This window comes from Rhodanobacter sp. A1T4, assembly GCF_014207185.1.
Lineage (GTDB): Bacteria > Pseudomonadota > Gammaproteobacteria > Xanthomonadales > Rhodanobacteraceae > Rhodanobacter.
Map to the genome: position 1 here is coordinate 1 of NZ_JACHCP010000013.1, position 13,683 is coordinate 13,683.

Annotated in this window: 12 protein-coding genes and 2 pseudogenes; 6 read left to right on the plus strand and 8 right to left on the minus strand. The window is 57.6% G+C overall.

The window, feature by feature from the left end; genetic code table 11:
* The 3 genes from HDE80_RS22065 to HDE80_RS20755 form a co-directional block, all read left to right on the plus strand.
* On the plus strand, positions 1–276 hold a 276-nt coding region (locus tag HDE80_RS22065; protein ID WP_221437754.1), incomplete at its 5' end, for a hypothetical protein.
* A gap of 632 nt (positions 277–908) precedes the next feature.
* A complete protein-coding gene (locus HDE80_RS20750) occupies positions 909–1,178 on the plus strand; it encodes a hypothetical protein (protein WP_184674086.1) in 270 nt (89 codons plus the stop codon).
* Positions 1,179–2,308: 1,130 nt separating this feature from the next.
* Positions 2,309–3,280, plus strand: coding sequence for a hypothetical protein (locus tag HDE80_RS20755; protein WP_184674088.1), 972 nt, complete (start codon positions 2,309–2,311; stop codon positions 3,278–3,280).
* Positions 3,281–3,522: 242 nt separating this feature from the next.
* Here HDE80_RS20755 and HDE80_RS20760 read toward each other — a convergent pair whose 3' ends face one another.
* From HDE80_RS20760 to HDE80_RS20770, 3 genes are all read right to left on the minus strand, one after another.
* Positions 3,523–4,818: a hypothetical protein gene (locus tag HDE80_RS20760; protein ID WP_184674090.1), complete on the minus strand. Its 1,296-nt coding sequence runs from the start codon at positions 4,816–4,818 to the stop codon at positions 3,523–3,525.
* Between the two features lie 116 nt (positions 4,819–4,934).
* The gene (locus HDE80_RS20765; protein ID WP_184601688.1) at positions 4,935–5,450 is read right to left on the minus strand and encodes a PspC domain-containing protein; all 516 of its coding nucleotides are present in this window, start codon (positions 5,448–5,450) and stop codon (positions 4,935–4,937) included.
* Positions 5,441–5,773 carry a PadR family transcriptional regulator gene (locus tag HDE80_RS20770; RefSeq protein WP_184601687.1) on the minus strand — a complete coding sequence of 111 codons (333 nt, stop codon included), beginning with the start codon at positions 5,771–5,773 and terminating at the stop codon, positions 5,441–5,443. The genes HDE80_RS20765 and HDE80_RS20770 overlap by 10 nt, the downstream gene beginning before the upstream one ends.
* Before the next feature lie 457 nt (positions 5,774–6,230).
* Between HDE80_RS20770 and HDE80_RS20775 the strand changes: the two are divergent.
* Positions 6,231–6,440, plus strand: a pseudogene (locus HDE80_RS20775) (transposase); the annotation flags it as partial.
* 103 nt (positions 6,441–6,543) lie between these two features.
* Here HDE80_RS20775 and HDE80_RS20780 read toward each other — a convergent pair.
* The 4 genes from HDE80_RS20780 to HDE80_RS20795 all read right to left on the minus strand — a co-directional run bounded on the left by HDE80_RS20780 (position 6,544) and on the right by HDE80_RS20795 (position 11,265).
* Positions 6,544–8,127 carry a carboxylesterase family protein gene (locus HDE80_RS20780; RefSeq protein ID WP_184674091.1) on the minus strand — a complete coding sequence of 528 codons (1,584 nt, stop codon included), beginning with the start codon at positions 8,125–8,127 and terminating at the stop codon, positions 6,544–6,546.
* Positions 8,128–8,237: 110 nt separating this feature from the next.
* Positions 8,238–9,761, minus strand: a complete 1,524-nt coding sequence (locus HDE80_RS20785; RefSeq protein WP_184674093.1) for a porin — start codon at positions 9,759–9,761, stop codon at positions 8,238–8,240.
* 41 nt (positions 9,762–9,802) lie between these two features.
* Positions 9,803–10,834, minus strand: coding sequence for an alpha/beta hydrolase (locus tag HDE80_RS20790; RefSeq protein WP_184674095.1), 1,032 nt, complete (start codon positions 10,832–10,834; stop codon positions 9,803–9,805).
* Positions 10,831–11,265, minus strand: coding sequence for a hypothetical protein (locus HDE80_RS20795; protein WP_184674097.1), 435 nt, complete (start codon positions 11,263–11,265; stop codon positions 10,831–10,833). The genes HDE80_RS20790 and HDE80_RS20795 overlap by 4 nt, the downstream gene beginning before the upstream one ends.
* 205 nt (positions 11,266–11,470) lie before the next feature.
* On the opposite strand from HDE80_RS20795, the gene HDE80_RS20800 reads away from it, so the two are divergent.
* Together HDE80_RS20800 and HDE80_RS20805 are read left to right on the plus strand one after the other, a co-directional pair.
* Complete coding sequence (locus tag HDE80_RS20800) at positions 11,471–11,722, plus strand: hypothetical protein (RefSeq protein WP_184601682.1); 252 nt, start codon at positions 11,471–11,473, stop codon at positions 11,720–11,722.
* 168 nt (positions 11,723–11,890) lie between these two features.
* The gene (locus HDE80_RS20805; RefSeq protein ID WP_184674099.1) at positions 11,891–12,799 is read left to right on the plus strand and encodes an MBL fold metallo-hydrolase; all 909 of its coding nucleotides are present in this window, start codon (positions 11,891–11,893) and stop codon (positions 12,797–12,799) included.
* Positions 12,800–13,044: 245 nt separating this feature from the next.
* On the opposite strand, the pseudogene HDE80_RS20810 reads toward HDE80_RS20805, so the two are convergent.
* Positions 13,045–13,350 (minus strand): annotated as a pseudogene (locus HDE80_RS20810) (helix-turn-helix domain-containing protein); the annotation flags it as partial.
* Positions 13,351–13,683: the final 333 nt, after the last annotated feature.

Consider the following 13,683-nt stretch of genomic DNA (forward strand, 5'->3'; position numbering starts at 1 on the left):
GCTCCTTACTTTCCTCGCATCGCTGACAAGGTGCGGCAAAGAAACATATATTTGCGCATAGCTCGGGGTTTTGCGTTTTTACACAGCCTCGACCCAGGCTGTGTGAAAACTATTTGCGTTGCTCGCGAGAGTCGCATTCTGAGCAATGAGCAGATGTCCAGACACTCAGATTTCGCCACAGACGGCAAAAAACAGTCGAGATTTGCGTTCGTCAGAGCCGACCTTGAGTTTTCACACAGCCTGGACCCGAAGCTGCCGGTCACGAAGACACGATGAGGCTTGTTGTGGGACGATCTCAATCGGAGTTTGCGTTGGATGTATAACCCGACTTAGGGTGAGCATCGTCAAGCGAATCAACTGGGTAGGATCTTCAGGGCCTGCGTGATGCGAGATGCATAACCCGACGCAGGTCGGTCTATTAGGTAGTTATGCGGGAAGAGATGTTCGTAATCAAATCATCCTCATCAGATCGAGAGCTCAGGTTTCTTGCCCGTCATGGCGATGAGTTTCAGGTCGAGTTGTCGGGATACGGCCTGACATTAGCTCTCAAGGTATCTGCTTACACAGATAGCACTGGCTTACTTCGGCTGTTTGAAAAAATCGCTAGCCATGCGACTCCTTGGCGAGGCAAGGAGTCGTGGCGCTCGCTCGAAGGAGAGTTCATTCTTTCAGCTAGCTGCTCTACTAGCGGGCAAGTATATTTTTTTATTGAGGCGTGGGGCTCGCCAGGAGCAGCCGAGGAATGGCGTGCATCAGCGGGAATCACATCGGAGCTAGGTCAGCTACCCTCCATTGCATCCGCCGCCCATAGATTCTTCTGTGGTTCGGATGCATAACAAATCGTTCAAGGCGGACGGCTTTGCCGCCGCTTAACTCCAGCGTTAGGTACCAAAAAAAGGGGAAGTCACATGTTGGCAGAGTACAAACGCACCACAAACATCGGAGTGGGCTTGGGCATCATTGGGGAAATCGTTGGCCGCGCGCTAGCTCAGTCAGGTAGCGTAGTTATTGGTGGAATCATCCTTTTGGCCGGCTTCGCGGTTTTTATTTGGGGCTGCTCCCAATATGCAAAAGCAAAAGGACACTCACCGTGGTTTGGGGCTTTCGGAATCTTGAGCCTGATCGGACTTCTGGTGCTTTTTTTCCTCACGGATCGATACAAAGAGGCGCGTGCCTAACCACTCGTTCAAGGCGAACGGCTTCGCCGCCGCTCAATTCCAGCGTTGAACGTCTGCTTCTGGCCGATAGTGTTGAAAAACTCGCTTCGAAAACTCGAGATCGTTTAAAGCGAGAAAATTCGGCCGCGACAATCGCTTTCTGTCGGCCTGATGTGTAAATTTGTACAGAATCGAATTGTCGTTGCCGTCGCGATTCAAAATTTGGACGTCTATTTTTTAAGTTGGAGTTTTTCAACAGAATCGGCCGATTCCGGCCGGTGGCCTTGCGTTGGACAGGACGCCAGCGTGCTGATCATGATCGATGGGTTCTACTGATCGAATACATCGGTGTGCGCCATGTGATTGTTGGCGTGCGTCTATGGCATCTACCGCCGTTAGCTGTTCGCATGGTGGGCCGGATTCGCGGTGCTGCTGTTGGGACAAGCCTACTCCGTGGTCGACCTCTTCACTCGCGAGGATCTGGGCAATGCACGCATGCCCGGTATCCTTCTCGGCATGGGATCGCTCTTCGTCGCCACTCTCTTCGGTCGCTGGTGGTACGCGCAGTGCGTTCACTCCCGGAGGTGGAAAAGCTGAGCTGAGTGAATCGGGTCGAAGCCCCTTGCTGACCAAGAGGCCAGCTTGGATGCACTTCTTCGACGACTAGAAAGTGAACCTGGACTACCCCCGTTTTTGGAAGGAAACTGCAAACATCGGTGCCGAGCACTGGGTAGATAGCGATGGCCCGAAACGCTTTCGGGACATGAATAGGCATGTCAAATACATTCTTATCATCGGTATCTTGCTGATTCGGGCCGCCGCGATTGCTGCGTGGCTCAACAGGGACGGTTAAAGGGTTGCCTCTTTGCGAATCCCTGTCTGCTTTCGAAGCAGACACCGCAGAGACGCGTCCTGCGCGATGACATGTGGCGAGGTGGCCAAATCTGACAGGCGGGTGATCCGTCTTGAGCGGCTAGAAAGCGAAGATGGCAAAAAGCACCCCGTTTCTGGATTCTGTTCGTGGGGTAAGGGGGCCAAGGACACGTTCCGCTCCGGGGGAACCGTCCCCGGCCTTTATTTTTCAACTTGCGGTACAAGGATTGAGGATGAAAAACCCAGCGTCGGTTCCAACCTTGCTAAGTGTGGTTGCCATGGCGTTGGTGGCCAGCTTTCCGGCAGTTGCAGGTTCGCAACTTGGCGATACGGCACAGCCGATCGATCGATCCTTCACTGCGTTCTGGCAGGCAGCCAAAGACAAGCCATTTACCGAGCAGGAAGCACTCTGGGACAAGTTCATTGAAGAACCTCGTGAGGCGCTTTACCAATCGGTGGTCTGGGAGGTTCGCAATAATCCGAACTGGAAGAAGCTGAAAGATGGCGCATTAAAGGTCCGATTTGACCAGTACCGGAACATGGGCGGAGACATACCGAAAGGGGTCCGTGCAATCAACACGGCGCTGAATGTGCAGGCGAAACGATTTGCTCAGTATTTCGGCGCATCCGGGCAGCCACGGGCCGTTGTGGTGCTCGCTCCCCAGTTCGATGCCAAGAGCGGCGTTCTGCCAAACGGCACCCCGGTGCTTGCGCTGGCGGTCGACTCCCTGATCCTCGAAAAAGCCCAGTTGGATGTGATACTGCCGCACGAACTCTTCCATCTGTGGGATGCCGAGCATTCCGGCATCACCAACGATGGTGTGATGCCAGACACGCATCTGCTGCTGCCGCTGTATGAAGAGGGACTGGCGACTTACGTCAGCACCATCGTGTCGCCAGGTCATACCGATGGCGAGTACCTCCTGCAGAACGACCTTGGCGCCCTACCGGATGCGAGGTTGCCTGAAGTGGCCAAGCGCTTTCTGCAGAACGCCGACGTTCTGACCATTGATCCGGTGAGGCACGAGGCATCGAAAGCTTTCGCGCGCTGGTTTGAGTCGGGGCAAACCGCGTTTCAAGCCGACCTACCCAATCGTTCGGGTTACTGGTTGGGACTTCACGTCGTGCGCGTCCTGGCCCGCAATCACACATTGAATGAAATCGCCTCATGGTCGCCGCGGAAGGCAGAGACGGAGACCCGCGCCGCACTAACTGTGCTGGCAGACAGTCAGCAGGTCTCGAGCCGTTGACTGGCCCCTTTCGCCGGCTCACGCCCTGCTGGTCACGAGCCGCGACTCATTCTGGACAATTGCGACCGTCAGCGGTGGAGCTGCCTGTTCACGATGCGACACCGCTACGGATGCGCCCCTACGCTCCGCATGATGTCTTCCACAGGCGTCGCGTCATCTTGAACTCGATCTCTGACAGCTGCTCCGGCCCGATGGCGCGCTATTAATGGCCAACCTCTCGAAAAGTACAAGTTAGCTTGCACTTATGGGCGATGTCGGTTCTTTGCCACTGTGAAATCGCCGGGTTTCTTGTCCGGTACGATCGACCATTCCGGTGCGAGTTCGAGCGTCCAGCCGCTGCCGGAAAGTGTGGTCGCGTTCGCGGGGGCGGCCACGGTCACGCTCATCCAATTGTCATCGATCAAAGCGGCGCCATCCACTTTAAGCTTTCCCCAATCGGTGACGACCTGCAGCCTCGGATAGACGGTGCCATAAGGCGGTAGCGGGAAAAGAATGCTCGGATTGAACTCCGCTTTCATATGATGGGAGGGCAGGTGCAACACTGCACCGCTGACAAGTTGTGCGATCCAGATCGTGGCCTGTTTGTCGTGCGCCAGCGCTATGGTCTTTTCTTCCGCTTCCACGCCCACGAGATTGTAGCGACGCCCCGCCTTGCGCGCCGCCGCCGCAATGTTGGTGGGAAGCGAAATATCAGCCAAGTGCGCGAGCATGTCGCCAAGGTCGGACTGCGCCGAAAGATGTTTGCGCCAATCCTTGCTGTAGTCGTCCAGCAGGAAGCCATAGGCCGGGCCGGACGCGAAAGCGAAGAGTCGCGCGTAGGCGTTGCCTTTCTCCGCGTCGCCGAGCGCGGCGGCGACCGTCGCGTCGTTCTGCCCGCTTAGCCGACGGCCGGTATATTCCGCGAGGCCTTCGTTCAACAGGAGCTGGTTTTCCTGATCGGCCGCGTCTTTGGCCCGCGCGCGGCGCCAGGCGCGGAAGATCAGCGCATCGCGGATGGCGGTCTTGCGGCCCGCCGTATCGGTCGCGGTCAGCGCGGCGGCCAATGCACGCCATTCCAGTCGCATAGTCGTGCGTCCGAACGCAGACCCGAGTTGCGCCTCCACGGGAGAGTTTGTGGGAAAGCCGAGGCTTTCCTGAATGACATGCCACGCTTCATGCGCCAGTTCGGTATTGCGCGTAGCGGCGTCGGCCGGCAGCGGCCACAGGATCATCGACCAGCGCAGGCCTTTCCATTCCACCGTCGTGCTGGAAATCAGAACTTCGCTGCCAAGCTTGCCCGTGAACACATCACCGGTTTTCGTGAGCGCGTCATCGGGTGTGTTTTCGTTGGCAACGATTTCACGCGTATCGGGATCGATGAACATGAGTGGTCCGCAGACACTCTTGCCCCACAAAGCGCCGCCGTCGCGGTCGCACATCGCCTGCCGTTCGGCAAAGGCCGCGTGCGCGGCTTTGGGATCGATCGCTGTGGCGTGCGCTGACGCGAGCGTCAAGAACGCGGTCCCCGCCAGCGCGAGACCAGCAATGGTCTTCAACATCGGAATTCTCCTCGATCGCGCATGTGGGATACAGGACGGCATCCATTGCTCTACACGAGTACATCCGAACGAGCCCGTGACGACGACGACGACGACGTCGTCGTCGTTGCCCGACTTCACATCACATCGGAGTGCGCGTGAAGGCTGGCACTGTATTCGTCGTGAGTCCGGACCAACGGCAGGGCGAACATCAGAACCAGATAGATCAGCACCGGTATGCCGCCGGAAAATACGGACGTAATGACGAAAATCGACCGTACCCACTCGACTCGAATGCTGGAGTAGGCCGCCAGTCCCTGACAAACACCGAAGAACCACTTGCCCTCCTCGATTCGGCACAGCCGACGAGGGCGGCCGGGTTGCGCTACAGCTGCATCGCTGTTGCCAGCGTCGACGACACCCACCTGCTCAAAGACCAATTCGACTTCTTTGCGGCTGAGAACGCGATTCTCTGGCGAGAGTTTCTCACCAATGGATTGTTCAAGATCGCGAAGAATCTCCTCGCAATCTGGATCGCGTTTGAGCCGCGTCCGAGCGTGCTCGAAATATGTCTGCAAGGCCTGATAAGCGTCTTCGTCCAACAGGAATGTTGTCGAGTGCCCGCTAAGTCTGATTTGAATGACTATTTGCATGATGGCTTACCCAACTCGTCGATGAGGCTTGTCAAAGACTTCCAGTACTCTCGAAACTCCGCCAGCTGTTTGCGGCCTGCTGCCGCAAGCTTGTAGTACTTGCGAGGAGGGCCCGTCTCGGATTCCTGCCACTCATAGTCCAACAGCTGCTCCCGTCGCATCTTGCTCAAGAGCGGATACAGGGTGCCTTCCTGGGTGGCGAAATCGGTCTTGCTGAGGCGTTGCATCATTTCCGCAACGTACACCCTGCCAGAAGACACGATCCCCAGGATCAGGAATTCCAGCAGACCCTTGCGCAACGTGTTGTACTTGTCCGGGTCCATATCTCACCAGCTACCTTTATACAAAAAGGTAGCTGGAGTCAGTCTTCTTGTCAAACCCGATTCTTTTCCGCTGACCGGCAGCTTCTGGCCGATTCTGTTGAAAAACTCCGACTTAACAAATAGACGTCCAAATTTTGAATCGCGACGGCAACGACAATTCGATTCTGTACAAATTTACACATTCAGGCCGACAGAAAGCGATTGTCGCGGCCGAATTTTCTCGCTTTAAACGATCTCGAGTTTTCGAAGCGAGTTTTTCAACACTATCGACCGATTCCGGCCAGTGGCCTCGTGTAGATTAGGATGCCGGTGCGCTGACCAACGATCGATGGTTCTACTGATCAACTTCATCGGTGCGCGCGAGGCCTAGCAGGCCTGAGCAAGATATGCCCTGGGCGCCTTCATCCCACACTCACGAGCCTGGAATGGGCTCCCCTACATACGTCGCGGTGGCTGCCACATCCAGCCAGGCAAGCCTCAACAGAACGCCTACGTCTAGCGCTACAACCGAACCGTGCGCTACGCCTGGCTTGCACGAACCTTGTTCGACTCGATCGAGCAGATGCAGGACATGGCCACTCGCTGGCTACGGACTTACAACCACGAGCGCCCGAACATGGGACTCGGCGGCATCACCCCGATACAGAAACTGGCCCTTGCTGCTTAACTCCACTTTTGGTGTCTGTTAAAAATCGGGGATTGCCGTCGACGCTTTCACCGATGCATGGCTGCATGTCGGTGAGTGTCGTCTCAAAAGGCCGTGTCGTAGATTAAGGGAGCAGTACCGTTGGGCTGCCGAGACCGCGCCAAAAATCGCATCGATGGCGGCCGCTGAAATTCGAGGAAATATCAATCGGGCTTCTTAGCTCGATCACCGCGGCGCTTCCCGCGGTATTACCTGGACCTGGGAAAACCCCCGGCGCCTGACCGTACCGGGCATACATGCCAAGCCCATCCATCATGCTTTCCGAGAGCCATCGATTCGTGCCGCTCAGCGCATTGCCCGCGCCATCGTGACCAAAGAAATACGCTAGCTCGGTCGTATGTGCATCACCGTCAACAATGCTCGATACCTGTGGTACGGGGTAATCGTAGACGGGATCGGGTTGGCTGAACTCGTATTCGATGACGGGCACCTGATACTGCAGCGTCTCGCGCAGGTTATAAGCGGGGCAGCTGAAGAATTCGTCCGTTAAGATGGAAGACAAGGTCTGACCGGGCGTGGCGTTTTGGCCTAACGCGTACTCGGTGGCGATCGCATTGGCATTCGTTTTGCCAAAAGCGTTAACGAGTATGGCGTTCGCGTTGTTTAAAGTGACGTCATGACCAATCGTGCTGGTGAACTGCGCGATGAAGTAAGTGCCCTCGTCGAGATTGCTGCCCTCAATCACGGGCACGTGGCTGAAGGCGCCACTCGCCAAAGCATCTTGGGGTTCAGTCGGCAGGACAAACCCATCGACGTTCGGACCGATGGCGCCGCCGGCGGCGGTCAGAAAAGTGCTGACGGGGACTTGACGTAGGCACGCAGCGACGTCGTCGGCGTTGGCGCATCCGACCTCATCGACAATACTTTCATCCTGTTTCTCGGCGCTTGCCAACTTGGCGGTTGCAAGGCTTCCGACGCTTTGCAATTGGACTCTTTCAAACAAGCCAGCGGCACCCGGCGAGACCATTTGATCAACGATAGAGAGCGCGCCTGCCGACTGGCCGAAGACGGTGACGTTCTTCGGATCGCCACCGAAGGCCCTGGCGTTCGAAGCAACCCAGCGCAACGCGGCCTGTTGGTCGAGAAGACCGTAATTGCCCGAGACGTGATGCGCGTTTTCGTTGTCCAATGCCGGCGCCGCAAGAAATCCCAGGGCACCCAATCGATAGTTTACCGTCACGACAATCGCACCGATGCGACGCGCGATATCGTTACCGGTGTAGTCGGGGCCGTTGCCTCCGGGTGCGACGCCCGCATCGCCATAGCGAAAGCTGCCGCCATAAAAAAATACCAGCACGGGTCGACCTTGCGTCGAAACACTGGGTCGGTAGACATTCAGCGTCAGACAGTCTTCGTTCGTGCTGGGTGTCCCCAGGGTCGATGTCTGGGGGCAGGCTGCGCCAAAATGGTCGGCTGGTCGCGGTTGCTGCCAACGGGTTGCTGGAGTCGGTGGTTGGAAGCGCAATGCCCCCACGGGCGGCGCAGCATACGGGATGCCAAGAAATGTATCGACGCCCCTTTGGCTCTGCCCGATCACCGCACCACTGCCCGTCGTAACCATCACGGATTGCGCGCGAGCCTCTACAGAGAGAACGCATGTTCCGAGGGCAAGAAAAGTCGTGCAGGCGAATACGGAAAGACGTTGCATAAAATGTCTCAGGAAGAACCAAGGATGGTGATGCGAAGATGGCTGAATGCGCCAAGGCGGACCGGCATCGAAGTAAGGCGCCTCACGTCGGTCAAGACGGAGCGCCGCGCCTAGAACACGATCTGCGTGCGAACGCCTACCGCGTTGCCCCAGTCTGGCCCGGTATAGCTGCCCACTTTATTGTCGGTGTACCAACGAATGTAGTTGAACATCAGGCGTGACCAATCGTTGAGATACCAGTTCAAACCGACCGTGTAGGCATCGCCATCACCGCCATGTGGCGCCCCGGTGAAGTCGTAGTGATCCACGCGTGCCGCCAGTTCCCAGCCCCCCAAGCCGCCGGACGTGACCGGATGAATAACGTTGGTGCCGTGCCAGCTGCCATCGCGACTGGAAAAGCCGGGCGTTTCGCCAGTCATGAGCCAGCCGGCCGAGAGCGCCGAGCCATGTCGCGAGACTGCGTCGCTCGTGCTGGAGTCGATCGTGCGTTTGGCGTATTCGCTCATCAGCCAGAAGCTTTTGTAGACGCCGCCCAACTCAAAGCCAGAACCATGATCCTGCGTGGGGTTGGCAATCGAACTGGCCGACACATCCAGGTTTTGGTTGAAGGAAAATGCAATCGATGGCGTGTTGTTGATGCTGGCGACACCGCGACTGATGTTCTCGTAGTAATACCAGGCGCCGACGTGGATAAATCCGTCGTCGCCCTTGAGCGGATTCCAGTGCGCACGGGTGAGATAGGTAATGGAGTCGTCGGTAGTGCCGGTTGTGGAGGATGAGGGTGCGTCCCCGCTGACCGACACGCTGTAGTGCCAATTGGTGCCATACACAAACAGCTGCGTGCCCAAACCGAAGGAATCGTTCAGTGGCTCACCGACTTCGCTGGCCGCGCTGCGCTGCATGAACGGCACGCGCGCCAACTCGGACGAACCCTCCGTGCCTAGATCCTTGAGGAAATTACCGACATAGAGCTTGCTTTGTTCACCGAATATCTTCATTTGATACGTCAGATACGTCTGCCGTAGGGAGACCTTGTCACCGGCGAGTTCGGCTTCTACGTGGTAACCCAGAGGACCGATCGTGCCTTCCCCGCCGAGGCGGGCGCTTTCCAGATCCGCGCCGCTGATATTGCGCCCCGCGTATTTCGAGTCGTTCGTTCCGGTGAAATCGAGCAGGAGACGTCCATCCGGCTTAAAGGTAAAAAAGCCATCATCGCTGCTGAAGCGCGGACCGGCCTCGTTATGCTGGCCCCACGTGATGTTGTCATTGCCACCTTGGGGGCCATTGGCGGCGGTTTGTGCTTGCGCCACCGCTATGTCGTTATCGCGCACGTCACTGATCGCCGCCTGCACCTGTGCTGGCGTCTGCACGGCCGGTGTGGAGGCGATGGCGGTTGGAGGCGTTACGGGGCTTGCCGGGCGAGCGAGCACTTGGGCCACTTGGCCATCCGTTTGACGTTCGTGTTTTTCAACAACAGTGAGGCGTTGTTTAAGCGCTTTGATCTCCGCCGCCTGTTGCTTGACCAAGCGCACCAGATCGGCGTTTGAGATTTGGTCCTGCGCATGCAACGGAAGGGAGACTCCTACGATGGCGCCCATCACCATCGTGGGAAGGACGCGTGCTAATAAAGGCATAGTGCGATTCCGGCAGTGTGTCGAAGGGGACATCGCTGTGATTAGCGATTGTCGTCGGTCGTAGAGGGATTAGGCGTTGTCCCGGCACGTGGGAACAGCGGGTAAGGCGTAACACCGCTACCGCCAGGAAAGAAACCGTGCACGCGCGCCCAGGTTGCGAATAAACCAGGCCATGCGGACACCAGGGTGCCCGGTTGGCCGAGTCCCCAGCCGTGACCGCCTTTTTCAAAGACATGCAATTCGGCCGGCACCTGCGCCTGTCGCAACAGATCGAACAGCGCCAGGCTCGCGCCGACATTGGCGATCGGATCGTCCACGGCATGCGCAATAAAGGTCGGCGGCATAGTGTGCGATACATGTAGTTGCACCGTGTACGCCGTGGCGGCATCTGCTTGCGTAGACAACTCGCGGACGGAGCGCGTGGTGGCATAGGGCGGTTGCAGCGAGGTCACCGGATAAATCAGTCCAGCAAAATCGGGGCGAGACGACTGCTGGTCGACCGCATCGGTAGGCGTGTAGAAATTCGTCTCCGAACGCGTTGCCAGAATGCCGGCCAGATTGCCGCCGGCCGAGAAGCCAATCACACCAATGCGATGTGGATCGATGCCCAGCTGGCTGGCCTGCGCGCGCAGGACGCGGATCGCACGCTGTCCGTCTTGAAAGGGTGCGACGGCCTTCCAGTGATCGGCTGGCAAACGGTAATAAAGCACCACGGGCGTCACACCAATGGCCGCCAACCATTGCGCGGTCGGATTGGCCTCATTGCCTACTTCAATACGAAAATAGCCGCCACCACCCATCAGCAGCACCGCTGCGCCGTTTGGATGTAGCGGGCGATAGATGACGATGCGGGGCTGGCTGATGTGGGAAACCGCGCCGACGCCGCTACCCGTCTGCCCGATGCGCTCGGCACCACGCGGGCCATCGCCACTGTCCGCAGGTACGCCGGCAGGCCATAGGTCGATGGATTGAGGTGATAGCACCGCTGACGCCGGTGGCGAGTTCTGGCCGTAGGCGTCGGTCACAGTGGCGCAGACAAGCTGCAGTGCAAGCACAGCGAGTAGACGATTCATGGCACATCTCCATGCGTAATAGGAATGTGGGGGATCGGGCGGCGCAGCCGCGACGCATCGCCACGCCGCGCGGTGCCTAGCTGGTCCTGATCGAGCGCGTTTTCCCAACGCGCCACGACCATGGACAGTACGAATAATGTGGATGCCGCATAGAAGGTCAGCACGAGCCCCGCTAGATTCAGCAATACACCGAGCCCGAATCGTCCAATGGTGAACGTAATTGCACCAAACGCACCTAAAGGCGCCAGTTTCATCAAGATGTGTGCCCGCTTGATAAACCCGTCCCTTAAAGGTTTGAAGCGTTGGGCCAGCTCCGGCGCAAGATGACCGAGCAAGGCGCCCAGGGCGATTGCGACCAGCACCTGCACATAGGGCTGACGATGAAGTGGAGGGCTCGCCGACTTCACCGCCAATCCGGCATCGATATACATCATGTTCCCTTGTATTAGCTGGCTCGCCAAAACCGCAAACCTATCGGCACTTTTGTACTCCTGCGACGACGCCAGCCGAAATAGCCTATTCCGGCTAACCGCTTCCGGCTAACCGCTCCGATCGTGTGCGACCATCGACCCGAACCCTACCCCGTGGCGCCGGGTTGACAAGACCTACGAACTCGCAGGCGATACGGCGTTTACGATGGAGGACTTGGCGGTCGCTGCTTCCACGCAGCTCAATCGAAAGATCGCCTATCGCAATCTTTCGCCTTCTGAGTACGAATCTGCCCTGCTCGGGATGGGTCTACCCAAGATGATCGTCGACGTAGTCGTCGACGCTGACGCGGTGGCTTTGAAAGGCGGTCTGGACAGTTCTTCACGTGAGCTTTCAACACTGATCGGAAGGCCGACCACAGCGCTTGCCGAGGCCGTTCAGTCAGCCCTCGCTGCGTAGTGACTGAAACGAAACGACAGATGCAGACGCTGTGAATGCGTGACTTCTTCTGCCGTTGTTCGCTGAACTCGTCGCTGTTGGAAACCGTCCCACCCCCATTCTTTTGCCCTATGATTCTGGAGCGTGTCGCTTCGCTTATCGAAGTTGCAACTCCTCAAGGAGATCTGCATGAAGACAATGCTTACAATCGTTGCGGGCTTATTGATATCCGCCTCCGCAGCCGCTCAGAGGCCAGCGGACAAGCCGCAGGCCTGTTGGGTCGAAACCTCAGCGGCCACGATGGATGGCGCCATGGGTGGCGCAGGACTTCGCGATACAAAAATCTGGCACAGCACCATTTCCGGCGTACTTGTTCGGGACGCCAAGGGCGATGTTTTAATCGACACCGGCTTTGGCCCGAACGCCGAGGCACAAATGAACGAATTGCCCGCGCCCGCCCGAGCTTTTGGATCGCAGGTCGTTTCGGGAGCAAAGGACCGCAAATCAATCGTCGATGCACTCGCGAGCGTAGATGAGCAGCCTTCTCAGGTTACCCGCATCCTCATCACGCACGCCCACTATGATCACCTTGGCGGCGCAACACAATTAGCAGCCCCCATCTACGTCTCGCCCGCCGAGGTGACATGGATGGCCGTTCAAACGACGCATCCGACCATTACGCCGCCGTCGCTCATCGCGGCAGTGAAGCCTCGGCTGAAGGTGGTGAGCTACGACTCGGGCCCATATCTGGGCTTCAAGAAGAGCAAGGACATCTATGGCGATGGGACGATCGTCGTCGTGCCCCTACCCGGCCACACCCCAGGCTCGCAGGGATTGTTCGTAAAGCTCGGCCGACGTAGCGTGTTTCTCATAGGCGACGCCGCCGACACCCTGGAAGCGGCAGAACGCGGCTTACCCAAGAGCCCGGCCATTCGCAGCAACACTGACTCCGAGCCTGAGCTAGCCGATACGACGACGAAACAAATAGCAGACTTCCATCGCGCGCATCCTGACATTGCAATAGTCCCTGCGCACGACCGCGTTGCGTACACCAACGTCTTCGGTAACCCATCCACCTGTGTAGCCGATTTCCATTAGCGACAACGATTCCATGGGATAGAAGCAGACCGTCATGCCAAGTAAGGTACTCGACGAACTGTTCCCATCCAGAATGCCGCACCACATCGGTGAGATGAGAGGGTGTTATACGCCTCCGACTCCATGCGGACATTTGCTCACGCGCTTGCCAACATCAAGGTGATGCTTAGATGCGAATTTTTGCACTCGTTTTATTGATTGCCGGCATGGTCGGCCTGTGTGGCGCGATAGGTATCCGACCCGCCGTTACGCCCAATCTCGCGACTGATGGTTGAAGGTGCACGCTGCAAGGACGCGGCGATAGAACGAATGGATTGGCCTGCCACCAATCCCCGCGAAATGACCTCGCGCTCGTGTAGTGTCAATGCCCGCGGCGAGCGTTTGCGCAACGCTGGACGGATGCCACCGGACGCCGCAAGAATGCTGCGAACCGAGGAATGGTGCCGATCGAAGAGTTGGGCGATCTGATGCAGCGATCCACCCCACCGCCAACGATCCCACATCTGGGACTTCTGATTTTCCGTGTACTGGATTCGGGTTCGATGCTGCATATGCAACACTCCCGCAACCTGAGCAGTCGTCAGTGTGTTGCATCGACCGGTTGAGACCGCCACCCATTGCTGACATTACTTCATCTCGTGACATTCAAATCTAGAGGCTTTTTCAATATAGGTGGCTGACAGATGAATCACGATTCGCACGTTTTGGCTCTGGTAGCCTTAGGTGCCCCGCACTGGACATGGGTCGACTATGGCATCGGTGCAGTTGCCAGTGCCGTAGGCGCTGTGGAGCTTTTAAGACGCACACTGCGTGATAAGCAGAACGCGAAAAGGAAGGCCACGTTCCACGCATCGACTGAAGATCATCGGCCGCGCCGTCGACAC

Bases quoted from the DNA above. Each gene is read 5' to 3' on its own strand.
- HDE80_RS20790 (WP_184674095.1), bottom strand. From the start codon at position 10,834: ATGAATCGTCTACTCGCTGTGCTTGCACTGCAGCTTGTCTGCGCCACT.
- HDE80_RS20765 (WP_184601688.1), bottom strand. From the start codon at position 5,450: ATGCAAATAGTCATTCAAATCAGACTTAGCGGGCACTCGACAACATTC.
- HDE80_RS20760 (WP_184674090.1), bottom strand. From the start codon at position 4,818: ATGTTGAAGACCATTGCTGGTCTCGCGCTGGCGGGGACCGCGTTCTTG.
- HDE80_RS20785 (WP_184674093.1), bottom strand. From the start codon at position 9,761: ATGCCTTTATTAGCACGCGTCCTTCCCACGATGGTGATGGGCGCCATC.
- HDE80_RS20795 (WP_184674097.1), bottom strand. From the start codon at position 11,265: ATGTATATCGATGCCGGATTGGCGGTGAAGTCGGCGAGCCCTCCACTT.
- HDE80_RS20780 (WP_184674091.1), bottom strand. From the start codon at position 8,127: ATGCAACGTCTTTCCGTATTCGCCTGCACGACTTTTCTTGCCCTCGGA.
- HDE80_RS20800 (WP_184601682.1), top strand. From the start codon at position 11,471: ATGGAGGACTTGGCGGTCGCTGCTTCCACGCAGCTCAATCGAAAGATC.
- HDE80_RS20770 (WP_184601687.1), bottom strand. From the start codon at position 5,773: ATGGACCCGGACAAGTACAACACGTTGCGCAAGGGTCTGCTGGAATTC.
- HDE80_RS20805 (WP_184674099.1), top strand. From the start codon at position 11,891: ATGAAGACAATGCTTACAATCGTTGCGGGCTTATTGATATCCGCCTCC.
- HDE80_RS20750 (WP_184674086.1), top strand. From the start codon at position 909: ATGTTGGCAGAGTACAAACGCACCACAAACATCGGAGTGGGCTTGGGC.
- HDE80_RS20755 (WP_184674088.1), top strand. From the start codon at position 2,309: ATGGCGTTGGTGGCCAGCTTTCCGGCAGTTGCAGGTTCGCAACTTGGC.